The sequence below is a fragment of the Ktedonobacter sp. SOSP1-52 genome, assembly GCF_016587395.1.
In genome coordinates this window covers 2,032,691-2,048,526 of sequence record NZ_BNJH01000001.1, presented here as the reverse complement: position 1 = coordinate 2,048,526, position 15,836 = coordinate 2,032,691, and the positions used below count along the sequence as shown (strand labels likewise).

Genomic DNA, 15,836 nt, shown 5'->3' with positions numbered 1-15,836 from the left:
AGCCAAAAGTGCATCTCATTGCGCATCCCGTGGGCGAAACTACAAAAACGGGTCAATAACACTTGCCATCTTTGCGAAAACGCGACTCTTGTTCTTCTTGTCACATGTTATGGGGCCATAGGACCCTACTCCGTGGCTGGCTGAGAACGGGAAGCGGTGAGCCGGCGCGCCATTGTGCGGTTCGCTGATTGAAGCGCTCGCACAAACAGCCAGCCGGCGATGAGCATCACCCCCACCAATCCAATCCACATGACGATCAACGCAACCGCCGGATTCGCGTTACTGGTAAAGATGTGGGCAAAGCCGGCCAGGTAATCCTGACTTGCCGCCTCGATCGCGAAGACCAGGGCGCCATAGTACAGGGTCGCACCCAGGACGAGAAACGCGCTCGCCAATCGATAGGCAGTCACATCATCATCGACTCGTCGCGAGAGCTTCACCGCCAGAGCCAGCAGCAGGCACAGCGCGGCCAGCGGTCCGGTGAGCGGGAGGGCCTGGTTGACAACAATATTAGGTGAAAAGAAGATCCAACTCAGCGCAAAGGTTATTAGCAGCACAGCATCGCGCATGAGCAGGTACGACATCCACCAGATATCCGCGCCCAGGCGCAGGCCGCAGCGTCGCAGGGTGCGGAGCACATATGGCCGGCCCAGATGCAGCATCAAGGTCATCGTCCAGAGGACGGGAAGGAAGGCGACAATTGTGGCAATCAGCCATTGTGATCCACCTTGCACGAGCGCATTCGTAATTGCATTGGCGACATCATCGGGTTTCATGGCTTCTCTCTCCTTCTTACTTCGTCGAAGACGACGATTCTGAAATCACTGTTTCATTGGCACGGCCGCCGGTTTTTAAGCTATAGCCCGCAGCGATTGCACCCAAGATCGCCAGGAGGGCAACAGAGACATAACCCACTCCAACGGCCCAGTGCGGATTGCTACTGGTAACCAGGAAGGAACTGACATTTGCCAGCGTGCCGCTTACCACCCTGTTCGATTGCACACCCAGCACATAGGGCACAAAGTAGAAAGCAGCGCCCACCGCCAGTAGCAAGGTCGTCAAACGAAAATCGCGCAGGTTGTGATCGGGATCACCAATCAGCTTGACCAGCAGGGCCCCAAAGAGGCAGACTGCCGCCAGCCCTCCGGTAAGCGGTAGCTGATCGCTTGTGACCACATCTGGGAAGAAGAACATAAAGCTCATTATGACGCCGGAGATAATCAGCAGGTCGCGCAAGGCAATGTAGACCAGCCAGAGCAGGTCCGCGCCCAGGCGTAAGGTAAAACGATCGATCATATCGAGAATGTATGGGCGCCCCAGGTGCAGACCCAGGATCACCAGCCAGATGATCGGCAGCGCCGCCGCGAGCGTTCCCTCCAGGAACTGCTCACCACCGGCGTTTACCCCATCCACAATGGCCTGTGTCAGTTGATCGGGTGTCATAGCGTCTCTCCTCGTTCTTTCTCTTTTGCGAAGTATTGGTGCATAGTTAATACCTCGCAAAAACTCGGGTACTCTGAGCGTCTCTTTTGCAAGAGAGACGCACATTTCTTATGGCAACGATTCGTCTCTGACCAACTTTTTTAGCGTTTTTTTGCCGCTTTGTCTTCTTTTGCCGTGAGTACGCGTACACTCGGGCAGAGGTACGCAACATCACAGCGCAGGCAGCGGCTTGCCTCGCGGCGTGCCTGTTCTTCTGTCAAGCCGAGCGCGAATTCCTGCGAGCGATTGCCGACCGCGTCTTTCTGGCGCAGCGGGATAATCGCGCGCGGGGTCGCGCGCAGATCCAGAGTAATCAAGCCGCCAAGTGGCAGTGTTGAAGCTGTCTGGAACTCATCTTCTGGCAATTCGCTCACTGCGCTTGGTGAGAGCTTACGCAGATACGCGTGGATTGATTGAGCAGCTTTGCGGCCATGAGCCGCCGCGTGAATAATGTCTGTCGGACCAGAAGTCACATCCCCGGCAGCAAACACGCCAGGGGCCCCGGTCGCCAACGTGGCTGGATTGATGAGCAACCCACCCCAGGGGGCCACGCCGACGCTGGTACCCTCTGGCAAAAATGAAGGATCGGGGGCCTCGCCAATGGCCACCAGGACAGTCTCGACGTCCAGATCGAACTCGGTACCAAGCACCGGTTCTGGTCTGCGCCTGCCCTGAGCATCTGGCTCACCAGGAAGCATACGCTGGCAACGAACCGCGACCAACTTGCCATCCGCGCCGAGGAGCTGCACTGGAGTGACCAATTCCTGAAGTTCAATGCCTTCTTCCAGCGCCGCCCGTACCTCTTCAATCTGCGCGGGCATCTCCATGCGTGTGCGGCGATAGAGAATGGTGACCTGCTGAGCACCAGCGCGCAAGGCCGAACGCGCGGCATCCAGGGCAGTGCTGCCACCGCCAACCACTGCCACCTTTCCGGAGAGCCTGGTCCCCGGTTGGAGATTAAACGCTTTGAGGAAGGTCGTCGCTGGAATGACCCCTTCCCAGATCAGTTCGCCCGAGATCCCCAGGCGCTGGCTACGTTGCGCTCCGACCGCCAGTAACACCACGTCAAACTCTTGCTGGAGTTGAGAGAGCGAGATATCTCGTCCGATGGCCATATTGAAGTGCATCTCAACCCCAAGAGCGCGGATGGCCTCGATGTCGCGGTTGAGCTCCGCGCGGGGCAGACGATATTCGGGGATACCAATAGCCATCATGCCACCAGCCACTGGCATAGCATCAAAGATCGTGACTCGATAGCCACGGCGAGCCAGGTAGTAGGCTGCGCTCAGGCCGGTCGGACCTGCACCCACAATCGCGACGCGCTCGGGATGGTGCTGCGAGGGTTGCGAGATCACCCGCGTGTTGGAAGAATGATCGGCGGCGAAGCGTTTCAGATCGCGGATGGCAATCGGCAGGTCAAATTCGGCCCGCCGGCACGCGTCTTCACAGGGAGCCGTACAAACTCGGCCACAAATGGAGGGAAACGGGTTGGACTCTGAGGCGACCCGCAGCGCTTCCTCGTCTCGCCCTTCGGCGATCAGGCTCACATACAAACCTGCATTGGTGCCCACCGGACAAGCTGCCTGGCAGGGAGCACGCAAATCTTCTTTGCGCTCTCCTAGCCAGCTTCTCCAGCTTTGCCAGGTAGCCTTTCGCTCGGCAACGTGCCAGGCGCGCCCCTCGCCCCAGGGTGTTTCCCCAGGCTCTTCAGGCGTGGCGCGAGTATAGGCATCAAGCGGCAACCATCCGCCTTCTGGTGGCAGGTACGCGAGATGACCACGGCGCGCAAACGTGATCTCCTCTAGACGCTTCTCAATGGTGATGGCATTCGTCGGACACTCCTGCGTGCAGACCTGGCAGCCAATGCAGTCCGTCACCTGGACTGGGGCCAGCATCATCCAGCTACGCGCGGCTGACTCGCCAGGAATAGGACTGAGCAGTTCTTGCTCCTGTCCCCGCTCTCCCTCTCCTGACGGGCGAGTCATATCCAGACAACGCACCGGGCAGAGATCCATGCAAATACCGCAATTAATGCATGTGCTTGGGTTCACGTGAAAATGATAGGCCATGCTCACCTCCTTGTGCAGAACAGCTTGTTCGCGATTACTCGATCCAGGTCAGGGCGTTCTCGCTTGCTGTAAAGCCGTTGCTACATATTTCCTTTGAAGAAGAGTATAAAGCCGGTCTATCACATCAGTATCACAGCAGTTGACGTTGGAATCACAGCTGACAATCAAGCTTGACAGGGTAATCAAGGTGAAAGTTAACTAGAGTAGAATATGGGGTATTTTGGTTGACACTCCCCCGGATAAATCCCTCTCTCGTCCTGACCCCTGCTCTTGATACTTCCAAACATCACACACTATTCTTGCGTGTGCGGCGCAAGATGCTATTCAAAATTGCGCAAGAACAGAGGCGATTGTCATTTCCCTCTGAGGTACTCTTAGAGCAAGAGAAAGGTGTAGAGCAGGGCTTCACTCCAGTAGACACCCTGCACATCTATAAGTAGATAGCTCAAGCAGGATATCTACTTGTAGATGCGCAGCAGCAAGTTGTGGCGTGAGACCCTGCAGTATATCCTCACAAAGCCTAATGTTCCACTCTCTGCCCATATCTTGGCGGTTCTGCCAGATATCTTGTCTCAAGGGAGAGTACGCTCGTGAAAACTGTCTCATCTTTAGCAACTAGGAACAGAGCATAAAGCCTCGCCAGTTTATGCAGCAGAGTCTGGTTGCTATGAAGCCAGTAAAATCGTGGCATTTTATCTGGCAACCATGCCAACAATTTAGTCAAATGACAGCTGAGGTGTCTATGTCTAGATCTTTTCTATTCTTTCTTCTCTGTCCGCTCTTTATTGGTGCGCCGATCTGGATCTGGTTTACGTGCCAGAACGACACCTCGCCACATGATGCCTGAAAGGGGTGGTCAGTCCAAAGTGAGCAAAAAATCACTGGCAAAAGGGCTAGGGATCAGTTGGTAAATTAACTGAAGGGTGGACCGATTTTGCACTCAAGGGTGGGAATGTGATCTGAATGTTGAGCGACTCAACCATTGAACGTTTGAGAAACAGCCTTTGGAGCGGCTCACAGTACTCGACATTTGTAAATTCACGGCACAATGGTTCGTTCCATATTCGCCTCTTTTAGCTGAAAAGAAGCAGAAAGAGCAGATGAACTGGTAGATCGAGAGCCTCTAGCCTGTCGATGCGATTTTGACGAAAAAGCACGACATAAGAAACCGACCTAAGACCTTGACACATATTGTTCGCATTCATGGCGATAAAAATCTTGCCTGGACAACAAAAATTGGGTATGATAACTGCAAAGGGGGAATATATCCATTTTTTGTGCCTGAGCGACTTTGGCTCACGTGGAGCCAGAGAGGAGCGCCATGCCGAAACGCAGGTATCAAAAGCAAGAACCGACACACAACTGGCAAGAGCTTCGACCGCTACTCCAGGATACCACCCAACTCAAATATGAAATCATCAGACCGGTGGTGTTGTGGGGGCAAACGCCCAAAGAGCGGAGCGCAGAAACAGGAGTGTCTCCGCGTACAATTTATCGTCAGGCGAATCTCTTTGACCAGGCTGGGATGGCTTCTCTGCTTCCTCTAGAGCCACCTCCCCCTGTTCCAAAGCAAGATAAACGAGTACTCCCGCCCAATATCCGACAAGAGATCGTGGATCTACATGCTGAATATCAGGCACTCCGACCCAATGAAATTGCTACCATTTGTTATGTGAAATTTGGCCGTAGATCCTCTCCGCAGACCATCAAGCTCATTCTTGTCAGTGGACCCAAGCCACAACGCAAGACGCGACGGTTTCCGCGCTACGCTGAGATCGATGATCCTGTTCAGCGCAGACGAGCCATTGTACAGCTTCATGCTGAAGGATGGAATGCCAAGAGCATCAGCGGCTATCTGGAAGTGAGTAGACAGACCGTTCATACAGTCCTCAAACGATGGGCAAAAGAACAGTTCGCTGGCCTCCATGATAAGTCTTCCGCTCCTCATCATCTGGCGAAAAAAACGACGTTACAAGCAGTTCAGGAAGTGAAAAAGTTGGCTGAAAACCCGGAATTAGGAGCGTATCGGGTCAGTGCTGCTCTTGAACAAATGGGCATTCACTTGAGTCGCTCTACCTGTGGACGCCTTCTCGCCCTCAATCGTGACCTCTATCATCTGCAGATACCACGCAAGGGTGGACGTCCCAAAGCTTCCATGCCCTTTAAAGCAGAGAGAAGACATCAACTGTGGAGCGTAGATATTCGCTACCTGGATATGCATCGCCTGGAGAACGTCGAGATGGTCTACTGCATCACAATTCTGGAAAATTTCAGTCGATGTGTCCTGGCTTCTGCCATTTCTTTGCGGCAGGATACCGCTGCATTTTTTGCCGTCTTCTACAAAGCTGTCCGTGCCTATGGCGTCCCAGAAGTGCTCGTTTCAGATAACGGCAGCATTTTCACCTCTCATGACACCAGGCGTGTGTGCGAACTGCTCGGTATCGAGAAAAAAGAGATAAAAAAGAGAAAACCCTATCAAAATTATATAGAAAGTATGTTATACGTTATTTGGAATTTGAGCGAGAGGGAAAATTGCTAAATAACGTGTATTATGTGGACTTGGGACGACCAAGGGAAGGGCCAATTCCACATAATCAATGTGCAGCGTAGAATGGCAGACTGGAGCTTTGAAAAAGCACAAACCTGGGAAGATCTCCTTGCAGCGCATGAAAAGTGGATGAGTAATTACAACTTTCAGAAGCATCAAGCGCATGATAAACGAGAAGATGGATGTCACTGCCCTGCTGCGGTGCTCGGTTGGATCAAAGGCATGCAGCCAGAACCAGATCTGGTGTATCGGGTCTTTTCTGCGATCTGCGAGACGCGAACTCTCACGAAAGCCGGTTACGCAAAATTTCGGAACTTTTTCTTGTACGGTGAGCGTAATCTTGCTGGCAAGAAGACACTCATTAACATCTTTCAGGATATCCTCACACTAGAATATGGGGAGCACCCGTTAGCAAAATATTCCGTTGAGTGGCAACCCGACGATCGGCACCTCCTTCGTGTAGGAAATCCTCGTCTGTACGAGCATGATTATCACTCTCCACAACTGGATCTCTGGCCCGAGGGTGAAGTGGAATGGTTTGTCATTCTGCGGGCGGCTTCCCCATCTCAACGGCGTCACCACAAGAGACATCTTCTCGTGTTTCAACCACCGTTATTTGATAGGGAAGTGCAAGAGCGATAATTTTTGCCTCTCTTTGAGGCGAGACATGGTACAGGTACCGCTTGATGGTTCTGCGAACGAAGGAGTGCTCTATGTCAGGATATCGTTTCTCTCTCAGGCTTCCGATCCTCGCCCAAAGACATGACTTCTGGAAATTTTGGGCGGGTCAGACGATTTCCAACTTTGGGAGTTCCTTTACCGTCTTTGCCTGGCCGCTTCTGGTCTACGGGTTGACTGAATTCGTTGCCAGAACGGGACAATATGCGGAAGTCAGGAGAATTGGGCAATGATATGTATCAGTAAAAAGAAAAGAGCCCCTCTCAGCAAAGAGTCGACCTTGCTTCACGGCTATCTTCTCAAGATTTAGCCAATCTGCTTGTCTTCAGCATTGCCCATGACGCTTTTGCAGACCTTGCCATTTTACAGGCTCTTCAACAAACAAAAATTTGCGCAAGGTACCATAGCTCTCATTTGAATAGGAACTGGAACAAGAACGAAGAAAAAAGGAGATCACATCTTATGTCTCTCCAAAACCAACGTACGAGAAAGAATGCACGACCTGTCGTCCTGCTCCTGGGATGCAGGCATTGGAGCAATCCCAATCGCGACGTTTTTAATGTGCAGCATGACGATATGCTCGCCCCTAAAAGGCAGAGCGAAATCCAGGAATGCATAGACAATCTTAAACGCTTCCAGCCAACCAAAATAGCCGTGGAGGTGCCTACTGAGCAATCTCATGATCTCAACGAGTTGTATCGCCGCTATCGCGCCGGGACCTTTGAGCTTACCGCAAACGAGCGCCATCAGCTCGGCTTTCGCATCGCTGCCGAGTGTCGGCACGAAGAGGTCTATGCTATTGACTGGAATGAGGCGATTGGCTATGAACATGGCATGGAGGTCGTCTTCGAGTTTGCGCAAAAGTATCAGCCTAAGATCTACGAGCAACTCATGGGAGATAGTCAGCGGCATCTAGAGGAGGCACAGGAGCGTCTGAGCAAAATGACGGTGCGCCAACAGTTGCTGGAGCTCAACGATCCAACCAATTTATCTCATAATCACCAGGTATACCTGACGATGGCACGCGTCGGTGGAGAAAAACAATATGTGGGGATCGGCTGGGTGCAGGGTTGGTATGCACGCAACCTGAGGATCTTCGTCAACCTCACACGTATCATCACCTCGCCGCAGGACCGTGTCCTGGTGATTTATGGTGCCGGACATGTGCCGCTGCTCAGCCAGTACATTCGTGACTCCGGACTCTACGAGCTTGAGACGGCTGGGCGACATTTATAAAGAGTCTACAGGGCCATAACTTTACCGTTTGGCGCGATTCTTCGCCTAAATAGTGGCTCTCGGACATGATTTTTGAGAGAAACCCATAAGATGATGCGCTCAACTTTTTGGGGCGAATTTATGAGCCAATTTCGAGTTTGGGCGGTGGATGCGTCAGTAAATGTAAAAAAGCGTGTTGCTTTCACACTCGAATTTCTGGTATTTTTGACATGCATTTCTGTTCAGTTGAGAAAAAAGCATCTGCTCGTTGTCCAGGCAAGATTTTTATCGCCATGAATGCGAACAATATGTGTCAACAAGGTCTTAGGTCGGTTTCGTGCGTGTGGATGGATACAAACGCCATGTGCTTCACGATCTGGATACCGGTTTGATCCGTGCGGTGGGCATCACGCCTGCCAATGTACCGGAAGCAAGTGTCACCAGAGACATCAGCGCAGATCTGGAGCGGCAACTGGTAACATTGAAGGAACTACATATCGATCGGGCCTATTTGAGTAGCCATCTGGTACAAGAGCGAAGTGACGAGGTGGAGATCTATTGTAAAGCCTGGCCTGCGCGCGAGGGGAAACGCTTCTCCAAGCAGATGTTTCTTCTGGATTGGGAGCAGCAGATCATTCGCTGCCCAGCAGAACAGGAGATGCCTTTTGTACTTGGTGGCGTGGTTCACTTCCCCAAAGATATCTGCGCTCAGTGTCCCTTGAAAATGCAATGCACGACCAGTGCCAAAGGACGCAGTGTCAGCATCCACCCCGATGAAGCCTTGTTGATCGAGTTACGAGAACGTCAGTTTACGCCAGAAGGACGGGCCAAGCTCCGCGAGCGGGTCGCCATTGAGCATACGCTTGCCCATGTTGGCCGGTGGCAAGGCCGACGAGCCCGCTATCGGGGAGCGCGTAAAAATCTGTTCGACCTGCGCCGGTGTGCCGTCGTCCACAATCTCCATGTTCTGGCTCGTTCCCAGCAGCTTTCTGCTGAGCTTCAGGCTGCCACATGATTTCTCGACCGGCGTTCTAGGATTTTTGGGCTGTTTTCCTATTCCGATTTTCTGTTCCTACTGTGGGCAAACCCCATTTTTGGCAAGGATCTTAGAGTTCCCTCTACTGGTCAAGTAAGCAGTCAGTATTTCTCATCAAAAGAGCGGGAGACCCACACTCATATGGCGAAGAGTCTATGTGTAAATCCCAGCATGAAACGGCTCATGGCCCCGGTCAGGCAAAGCCCATGATGCGACTGAAAACAGATTTCACATCATCGATGATTTCTATTTTTCCAGGTAGCGCCGAAATTGGACACGATTGCTGCCCAATCCGTCATAGTTTGTGGTGACTGCGATCCCATCAACTTCCGCGTCCCCCGGCAGAATCTCGAAGCCCATGCTGGTGTGGAACGCAATTGATCCTCTATTTACTGGAGAGGTGATAGCGTGCACTTCGGTGCAATCAAGCTGGCGTACAGCTTCAAAGAAATGTTCGTAGAGGCTGCGACCAACACCTTTGCCTCGTGCGCCAGGATGCACACCGACAAAATGGATATATGCCTCCGCTGGTGTTGTCTGAGAACGGAAGCCTACCAGAAAAGCCTGAAGCTTTCCATCCTCCTCAATCACAAAGCTTGTTGGCTGGAAATGCTCGAAGAAGAGCCGCGGAAGAAGGCCTGCCATTGGCCGCCCTCCCCACCATTCGTCTACTACTCGAATAATTGTGCTGCGATCTTTTACTTCTAAATGGCGTAAAATACTCATGTTATGAACCATCCTTTCGAGAGGTATAGGTCTATCAGTGTTTTTCTAACGGAAAAGTATTATGTACCATATAACTACGTATGAGCTTTTGATAAATCGGCTCTAGAGGCCATTGCACACTGCTTGAAAATGTTCATTCCGTTGCATTAAGCCCGAAGCCTCATGAGACGCTCGATATCTGACAAAGCCTGCTAGTGAAGAGAGAAATCCAGTTTTTAAACGCAGAGAAGAAAAAACGGACAAGCTCAGCCTCAGTTATATGGTACATAATACTTTTCCGTTAGAAAAACACTGATAGACCCAGTGCACGCAAGCGTTGCATACAGATGGCGACACCATTCGCGCTGGTCAGGATCAGCCAATCATACGCCAGAGACGGCCCAGCGCCATATAGGCGGCGCAGCGCAGCGTCTAACTGGCTCCAGTCCTGCGGGGGTTCAATGCGAATGGTAGGGAACTCGACAGGCAGCGCTCCCAGCGCACGCAGCTGCGCGCTAAAGGCGGAGGCCTGTTTGCGTGTACGCGTGACCAGAATACGCTTACCCTGTAAAGGTAGCGTGGATGCCTGCATTTCAGACATGTTGCTGCTCCTGCACGCGACTTCCATCAATCTCAGCTATAATAGCATGCGCACCTTGCGCGAGCGCTTTCTCGGCCAGTTCAATGCCCAAGCGCTCGGCATTCTCAAGGATGCCATACTCATTCCAGCCCGTCTCCTGCTGCACGAGAATCCGCCGATGTCCATCCAGGCTCGTTACCAGTCCGCGCAGCACCAGGCGTTCATCGACGATATGGGCATGGGCCGCGACCGGGAGATAGCACCCCGCGCCCAGGCGACGCATAAACATGCGCTCGGCACTCGTTGCCGCTTGGACATTCCGATCCTGCAAAGGAGCCAGTAGTTCACGAAAATCCGGCTCGTCGCGAATCTCCAGGCCCAGCGCGCCCTGTCCTGGCGCGGGCAACATCTGCGCGACCGGGAAATAACTGAGCCTCCCTTCCAGGGTGGCTTGCAGGTTCAGGCGATGCAGCCCCCCAGCCGCCTGGATGATCGCGTCATACTCGCCAGCCTCAAGCTTGCGCAGGCGTGTATCGACGTTCCCACGTAGCGAGAGGATCTCCGCATTTGGACAGAGATGACGAATCTGCGCCGTACGCCGCAGACTACAGGTGCCGATACGAGGCGCGCGCCCAGGCGTTGTCCCTTCCAGAACGCCCTGCGCGGAAATACGCAGTGTCCCATTTGATACGAGCACATCACGCACATCTTCGCGCGGTCCTGGCGTAAGCACACAGAGCCCCTCGGGTTGCGCGGTTGGCAGATCCTTCAGGCTATGCACCGCGATATCGATGCGCCGCTCTTGAAGCGCGTTCTCTATTTCAGTTACAAATACACCATCGCCACCAATGCGCGAAACCGGCATACTTGTCACCCGGTCGCCTGTGGTGCGAATTTGCTCAATCGCGATTTCAACGTCCGGCCACTGCTGATGTATCCGCTCGATGATCGACTGGGTCTGTATCATGGCGAGCTTGCTGGCTCGTGTTCCTAGCGTGATTCGTTTCATTCTCATCTTCCAATGCAAAGAAATAGCGCATAGCTTCGGCGTAAACATGTCCCTGCCCACCTGCGGCCGCGTCCTTCAAACGTAACGTCGGTGTATGCAAAACTTTATTGACAAGGCGATGGGTTAATTCTTGCATAGCCGCCACTTCCCGCTCCGAGAGCGAGGCAGAGAGCTGACGCAGTGTGCGAGCGAGTTCCTGCTGGCGCAACAGTTCGACCTGTTTACGCATATCACTGATCGTGCCTACCACGCTCAGTGAAGAGAGCCAACGCTCAAAGGACTCGGCCTCGTGTACGATGATTGCACGCACATGCTCTGCCTCTTGCCAGCGCAAATGAATACCTCTGTCCACCTCAGACTGCAAATCATCTATATTATAAAGATGCACACCAGGCAGGTCAGCGACCCCTGGTTCGACATCACGAGGAAGCGCAATATCAACCAGTAAGAGCGGGCGGCCGGCACGTCTGGCCATAACCTGCTGCATCATATCCAGGTTAATAAGGGCGCGTGGAGCCTTCGTCGAGCTAATTACTACATCGGCATCTACTAGCGCTGGGAGTAGCTCAGCAAAGGTACGATGTTTCGCGCCTATCGCCTCGACCAGTTCCGTGGCATGTTCATAGGTGCGATTGACAATCGTCAAATTATGCGCCCCATTGTCATAGAGATTGCGCGCCGCCAGTTCACTCATCTGGCCCGAGCCAACCAATAAAACGGCCGCCTCCTCAAGCCTGGGAAAGAGATGACGTGCTAGTTGCACGGCAACGTGGCTAAGAGAGGCGGCGTTGCGGCTGATACCCGTCTCATTGCGCGCACGTTTCCCGGTCGTGACAGCGGCGCGAAAAAGCGCCGAGAGAATGGGGCCACTCAGGCCCGCGCCCTGCGCAATTTCCAGCGCGTCTACGACCTGCCCTTGAATCTGAGGTTCACCGGGAACAAGAGAGCGAAGACCACAAGCCACGCTAAAGAGGTGAGTTACGGCTTCCTGGCCGGTGAAAGTGTAGCAGTGCTCGAGGAGTTCCTCGCCTGCTACCTCCCGCGATTCACTCAATACACGCAATACGTCGGCAATTCCTTGCTTTTTATCCTCACATACAGCGTAAAGCTCGATGCGGTTACAGCTTGAAAGCAGCACACTCTCTTGCGAAATCTGGCGCGCCGCACTCAGCACTTGAGGAACCTGGCGCGCGGAGCATGAAAGGCGCTCACGCAACGCAATAGGTGCTGTCGTGTGATCGGCACCAACAACAACAATATCCATGAAAAACCTCAAAAATCTCAAAAATTTAAGTGTCTATGTAGATTTTAGCGAATTTCAGAAAATCGTCAAGTCCTATTAGCACTATCTCCTATCGGTAAAATCCCTTATTTTTTCTCAGGTGGGCGCCATCGACGTGACCCGCTTCAGGCGGGTGAAGCTGAGGGAACTCTAAGATCCTTGCCAAAAATAGGCAACAGGGATGTGGATGAGCTTCGGAAGCCATTTCAATGGCTAGGACAGGAGCCAGGTTGAACGAGGGTAGCAACATAAAGATACTCTTTTTTACCTCTTCTACCAGACTCCAAACGACCTTTACAGGGCTATGCTATAGAACAAAGGTCCTCTATTGCCTATTTTTGGCATACAGCAGATAGCCTCCTGTTACCAGATTGGTCTCCAGCGATGCCTACGATGCTCTCCCTTGTCATCAGGAATCACTCTTGCTGTTTGAGGCTACTTCCTCATCATTTGCCACCCTTGAATGATCAGGAACACATTCAGACCAAACATCAGCATGGCATTGGCCGGATGGAGAGCGGCCAGGAACGGGGCGCTTCTACTGAAGCCTGCCAGCATCACTTGGATCAGAGTCAGCATAAAAAGCACGGCGCTCAAAATGATCATCTTGCTGGACAGCCGCGCCAGCAGTCCTGCCAATGGCAACGACAGCGTCAGCAGTAGCAGCAGCAATCCTAGGACTCCATGTGCTGTTCGTCCCCAGATCGTGCCTGCAAACATCAAGGTTCCAATGAGAAAGCCCTGTATCAAGATGCCTAGCAGGATCAGGCTGGACAGGAGCAGGTAGAGATTTTGCTCCCAACGTCGAGCCACAGGTATTCCTTGAGAAGATACGTGCATCGTTATTCCTTTCTTTGAGAAGATACGTGCATCGTTATTCCTTTCTTTGAGAAGATACGTGCATCGTTATTCCTTTCTTTGTGTCGAACGAGACGAACATCAATCAGGAGAAGAATGTTCTCATTTAGCAGTGGCGTAAGGTCGGATCGGATCTTGATCGAGTAGCAAGCTCTGTAAGTGAGCAATGGTATGCGTAAGCCACTCGCGTTCGGCCGCCAGCAGGGTACGCAGGTGATCGTCAATCATCCATTGTCTGATATCCCGTATACTTTCTGCCGCTGGCTGCTGCCTCATGAGTTCCAGTGAGCGCACCACCAGCTCCAGCCGCTCTTCCAGCACTGTTAGCGCCTCTTGTGGCGAGAGTGTATGCAAAAAAAACAAGCTCAAATCCATCTCGGTCGGCCCACGACCACAAGTATGCAATACGTCACTGAAGAGCGCAAAGAAGCGCTGTCGTTCGCTTTCTGTCGTTGCAGGTAAACATAAGCAGATGATTTGCCACATAGAACCCCTTTTTCCTTTCCTGACATAGCTACCCAGCCATGGGGGAGGCCCCCCAACTGGCGCACTAGCGGTCAAGCCATCTCGGTCCTCTCGTACTGAAGATGACTCCCCTCACTTTTCCGACGCCCACGACGGATAGAGACCGAACTGTCTCGCGACGTTCTGAACCCAGCTCGCGTGCCGCTTTCATGGGCGAACAGCCCAATCCTTGGGACCTACTCCAGCCCCAGGATGCGACGAGCCGACATCGAGGTGCCAAACCTTGCCGTCGATGTGAACTCTTGGGCAAGATAAGCCTGTTATCCCCGGGGTAGCTTTTATCCGTTGAGCCACACTCCTTCCACACGGGAATGTGGGATCACTAAGCCCGACTTTCGTCCCTGCTCGGCGTGTCTGCCTCACAGTCAAGCTCTCTTGTGCCTTTACACTCTCCAGAGGGTGATGTCCATCCACCTTGAGGGAACCTTTGGGGGTAGTGTTGCAAAAAAAATTTGAGCTGAGAAAATGGAGCGGGTAATGACGGCATAAGAATCATTGATGCAGAGAATGTGCATGTCCTGATATTGTCAACTAAAAAAATTTTGTTGATGAGCTTTCACCACTTCGATGCCACATCAGCCAGAATTCTCTAGCAACTAAGGCAAGAAAAAGGGCGCAATCCCCACTTTGAGGTCTGTTTCTCTTATATAAGATCTACAATTTCAATTAAGTTGACAATACCGTACTATCCTATGCGAGGCTTCGGAAACTTCTCTTCAGCAGCGCGTTTTTGTCGTGCCTTTGATGAGATGCGTCAGTTCTTTCGCTTCCGCACAACCATGAAACAACACGTTTCCCTCGCAGACCAACGTCGCTTGTTCTGTCACAGATTGGATACCTTGAAGGCTATCGTTGTAATAGCCTAAACACAGAGAAGGAGTGGATCGCCGTATCAAGCACAACTTTATCGCCTCTCACATTCTCAGTTCTGACATATCCTTCCAGTGAGCTATGCTGAGTGGGAGCAAAGTGATAAGGGATTTTATGGTCAAGCAACAGTCTAAGCAAGTCAGATCGAGCAACAACGACATTAAGATCGTGAAAAATGACTTCTGCTATATCTCTTTTTGTGATCCCTCCATGATATTGTGCTTCTACATAAGATCTTGTCTCAGCAGGAGTTTGCTTATATTTGATAGGATTATCAAAAGGCAGTTTAGAAACGTTAAACACTCTGTGATTTGGGTCTTCCACTGGTGCTGGAAGTCCATTGGGGATAGAAAACCCATTGGACCCCATTGGGCCGTCTAAAATCCCAAGTGAGTCGCCTACTGTAAAAGTGGTTTTTGAGCGAACCACCTCATCTTTAAAACGAATTGCAATAATTGGCCTGCCGCGTCTGTGCATATTATGGGTGCGACTATGAATCACATTTAACCCTTTCCGAAAAGGTTTCGTAATCCTGCACTAGAGAAGTTGGAGAATCTCACTCGCCAGCAAGATTGCCAGCAGAGCAAACATGAGGCGCATTTGCGGAGCCACCTTCATAGCAGAGGGCGATCCCTTTTCAAATTCCGGGTCGATCCATCGGGTTCCTGGAAGCAGGCTTGCTCCTAGCATGGAAAGCCAGTAGAGCGCTGCGACAAGAACTCCCATATGAAATTGAATCTGCGAAGCCTCCCCAGGATACCAGAGCAACCAGAGCGCGAGCAGCCCCAGAAAGATACCCAGCCAGATCGTTTGGCCGTTGTGAAATTTGGCATGTGGCGGCCAGTGGGGATTGGACATATGCTGCTTCGCTGTCGCAGGAATCACCAGATCAGCTAATGCCCCTCCTAGCGCTGTTGCAATTGCCACCAGGCTTACCAGTGCTTTTGCTATCAACATCCAAAGATCCATCGTGTTTTCC

Annotated in this window: 15 protein-coding genes, 2 pseudogenes and 3 other annotated features; of the genes and pseudogenes, 6 read left to right on the top strand and 11 right to left on the bottom strand. The window is 52.2% G+C overall.

Annotated features, from left to right (window positions below; genetic code table 11):
- Nucleotides 1-125: 125 nt before the first annotated feature.
- From JMJ16_RS09560 to JMJ16_RS09550, 3 genes are all read right to left on the bottom strand, one after another.
- A complete protein-coding gene (locus JMJ16_RS09560; RefSeq protein WP_201380689.1) occupies nt 126-776 on the bottom strand; it encodes a hypothetical protein in 651 nt (216 codons plus the stop codon).
- A 16-nt stretch (nt 777-792) separates the two neighbouring features.
- Nucleotides 793-1,443 (bottom strand): hypothetical protein, encoded by a 651-nt coding sequence (locus JMJ16_RS09555; protein WP_201380688.1) that lies wholly within the window; start codon nt 1,441-1,443, stop codon nt 793-795.
- 140 nt (nt 1,444-1,583) lie between these two features.
- Nucleotides 1,584-3,551 (bottom strand): FAD-dependent oxidoreductase, encoded by a 1,968-nt coding sequence (locus JMJ16_RS09550; protein WP_201380686.1) that lies wholly within the window; start codon nt 3,549-3,551, stop codon nt 1,584-1,586.
- Between the two features lie 1,321 nt (nt 3,552-4,872).
- Between JMJ16_RS09550 and JMJ16_RS09545 the strand changes: the two genes are divergently transcribed.
- The 5 genes and pseudogenes from JMJ16_RS09545 to JMJ16_RS09525 all read left to right on the top strand — a co-directional run.
- On the top strand, nt 4,873-6,090 hold the full coding sequence (locus tag JMJ16_RS09545; protein ID WP_201380684.1) for a helix-turn-helix domain-containing protein: 1,218 nt from the start codon (nt 4,873-4,875) through the stop codon (nt 6,088-6,090).
- A 72-nt stretch (nt 6,091-6,162) separates the two neighbouring features.
- Nucleotides 6,163-6,741, top strand: a complete 579-nt coding sequence (locus JMJ16_RS09540; RefSeq protein WP_201380682.1) for a hypothetical protein — start codon at nt 6,163-6,165, stop codon at nt 6,739-6,741.
- 71 nt (nt 6,742-6,812) lie between these two features.
- Complete coding sequence (locus tag JMJ16_RS09535) at nt 6,813-7,010, top strand: hypothetical protein (RefSeq protein ID WP_201380680.1); 198 nt, start codon at nt 6,813-6,815, stop codon at nt 7,008-7,010.
- Nucleotides 7,011-7,239: 229 nt separating this feature from the next.
- Nucleotides 7,240-8,013 carry a DUF5694 domain-containing protein gene (locus JMJ16_RS09530; RefSeq protein WP_201380678.1) on the top strand — a complete coding sequence of 258 codons (774 nt, stop codon included), beginning with the start codon at nt 7,240-7,242 and terminating at the stop codon, nt 8,011-8,013.
- A gap of 316 nt (nt 8,014-8,329) precedes the next feature.
- Nucleotides 8,330-9,007: pseudogene (locus tag JMJ16_RS09525) on the top strand (transposase); the annotation flags it as partial.
- A 267-nt stretch (nt 9,008-9,274) separates the two neighbouring features.
- On the opposite strand, the gene JMJ16_RS09520 reads toward JMJ16_RS09525, so the two are convergent.
- The 6 genes from JMJ16_RS09520 to JMJ16_RS09495 form a co-directional block, all read right to left on the bottom strand.
- Complete coding sequence (locus JMJ16_RS09520; protein WP_201380674.1) at nt 9,275-9,754, bottom strand: GNAT family N-acetyltransferase; 480 nt, start codon at nt 9,752-9,754, stop codon at nt 9,275-9,277.
- A 280-nt stretch (nt 9,755-10,034) separates the two neighbouring features.
- On the bottom strand, nt 10,035-10,334 hold the full coding sequence (locus JMJ16_RS09515) for a uroporphyrinogen-III synthase (RefSeq protein WP_201380672.1): 300 nt from the start codon (nt 10,332-10,334) through the stop codon (nt 10,035-10,037).
- A complete protein-coding gene (gene hemC / locus JMJ16_RS09510) occupies nt 10,327-11,280 on the bottom strand; it encodes a hydroxymethylbilane synthase (protein WP_201380670.1) in 954 nt (317 codons plus the stop codon). Before hemC ends, JMJ16_RS09515 begins: the two co-directional genes overlap by 8 nt.
- On the bottom strand, nt 11,225-12,586 hold the full coding sequence (gene hemA, locus JMJ16_RS09505; RefSeq protein WP_201380661.1) for a glutamyl-tRNA reductase: 1,362 nt from the start codon (nt 12,584-12,586) through the stop codon (nt 11,225-11,227). Before hemA ends, hemC begins: the two co-directional genes overlap by 56 nt.
- Nucleotides 12,587-13,039: 453 nt before the next feature.
- Complete coding sequence (locus JMJ16_RS09500) at nt 13,040-13,417, bottom strand: hypothetical protein (protein WP_201380659.1); 378 nt, start codon at nt 13,415-13,417, stop codon at nt 13,040-13,042.
- A 147-nt stretch (nt 13,418-13,564) separates the two neighbouring features.
- Nucleotides 13,565-13,825: a hypothetical protein gene (locus tag JMJ16_RS09495; RefSeq protein ID WP_201380657.1), complete on the bottom strand. Its 261-nt coding sequence runs from the start codon at nt 13,823-13,825 to the stop codon at nt 13,565-13,567.
- 97 nt (nt 13,826-13,922) lie between these two features.
- Nucleotides 13,923-14,067, bottom strand: a sequence feature (23S ribosomal RNA rRNA prediction is too short).
- A 25-nt stretch (nt 14,068-14,092) separates the two neighbouring features.
- Nucleotides 14,093-14,252 (bottom strand) — a sequence feature (23S ribosomal RNA rRNA prediction is too short).
- 20 nt (nt 14,253-14,272) lie between these two features.
- Nucleotides 14,273-14,419: a sequence feature (23S ribosomal RNA rRNA prediction is too short), on the bottom strand.
- 251 nt (nt 14,420-14,670) lie between these two features.
- Here JMJ16_RS09495 and JMJ16_RS53895 point away from each other — a divergent pair.
- Nucleotides 14,671-14,853, top strand: a pseudogene (locus JMJ16_RS53895) (IS6 family transposase); the annotation flags it as partial.
- On the opposite strand, the gene JMJ16_RS09490 reads toward JMJ16_RS53895, so the two are convergent.
- Together JMJ16_RS09490 and JMJ16_RS09485 are read right to left on the bottom strand one after the other, a co-directional pair.
- Nucleotides 14,834-15,358 carry a hypothetical protein gene (locus JMJ16_RS09490; protein ID WP_201380655.1) on the bottom strand — a complete coding sequence of 175 codons (525 nt, stop codon included), beginning with the start codon at nt 15,356-15,358 and terminating at the stop codon, nt 14,834-14,836. The pseudogene JMJ16_RS53895 and the gene JMJ16_RS09490 sit on opposite strands and share 20 nt — an antisense overlap.
- A 36-nt stretch (nt 15,359-15,394) precedes the next feature.
- Entirely contained in the window at nt 15,395-15,826 is a 432-nt protein-coding gene (locus JMJ16_RS09485) for a DUF6640 family protein (protein WP_201380654.1), read from the bottom strand.
- Between the last annotated feature and the right edge of the window lie 10 nt (nt 15,827-15,836).

What these genes read in the sequence shown, in the direction of transcription:
- hemC (WP_201380670.1), bottom strand. Translation starts at nt 11,280, where the DNA reads ATGATACAGACCCAGTCGATCATCGAGCGGATACATCAGCAGTGGCCG.
- JMJ16_RS09550 (WP_201380686.1), bottom strand. Translation starts at nt 3,551, where the DNA reads ATGGCCTATCATTTTCACGTGAACCCAAGCACATGCATTAATTGCGGT.
- JMJ16_RS09530 (WP_201380678.1), top strand. Translation starts at nt 7,240, where the DNA reads ATGTCTCTCCAAAACCAACGTACGAGAAAGAATGCACGACCTGTCGTC.
- hemA (WP_201380661.1), bottom strand. Translation starts at nt 12,586, where the DNA reads ATGGATATTGTTGTTGTTGGTGCCGATCACACGACAGCACCTATTGCG.
- JMJ16_RS09535 (WP_201380680.1), top strand. Translation starts at nt 6,813, where the DNA reads ATGTCAGGATATCGTTTCTCTCTCAGGCTTCCGATCCTCGCCCAAAGA.
- JMJ16_RS09485 (WP_201380654.1), bottom strand. Translation starts at nt 15,826, where the DNA reads ATGGATCTTTGGATGTTGATAGCAAAAGCACTGGTAAGCCTGGTGGCA.
- JMJ16_RS09545 (WP_201380684.1), top strand. Translation starts at nt 4,873, where the DNA reads ATGCCGAAACGCAGGTATCAAAAGCAAGAACCGACACACAACTGGCAA.
- JMJ16_RS09560 (WP_201380689.1), bottom strand. Translation starts at nt 776, where the DNA reads ATGAAACCCGATGATGTCGCCAATGCAATTACGAATGCGCTCGTGCAA.
- JMJ16_RS09520 (WP_201380674.1), bottom strand. Translation starts at nt 9,754, where the DNA reads ATGAGTATTTTACGCCATTTAGAAGTAAAAGATCGCAGCACAATTATT.
- JMJ16_RS09555 (WP_201380688.1), bottom strand. Translation starts at nt 1,443, where the DNA reads ATGACACCCGATCAACTGACACAGGCCATTGTGGATGGGGTAAACGCC.
- JMJ16_RS09540 (WP_201380682.1), top strand. Translation starts at nt 6,163, where the DNA reads ATGGCAGACTGGAGCTTTGAAAAAGCACAAACCTGGGAAGATCTCCTT.
- JMJ16_RS09515 (WP_201380672.1), bottom strand. Translation starts at nt 10,334, where the DNA reads ATGTCTGAAATGCAGGCATCCACGCTACCTTTACAGGGTAAGCGTATT.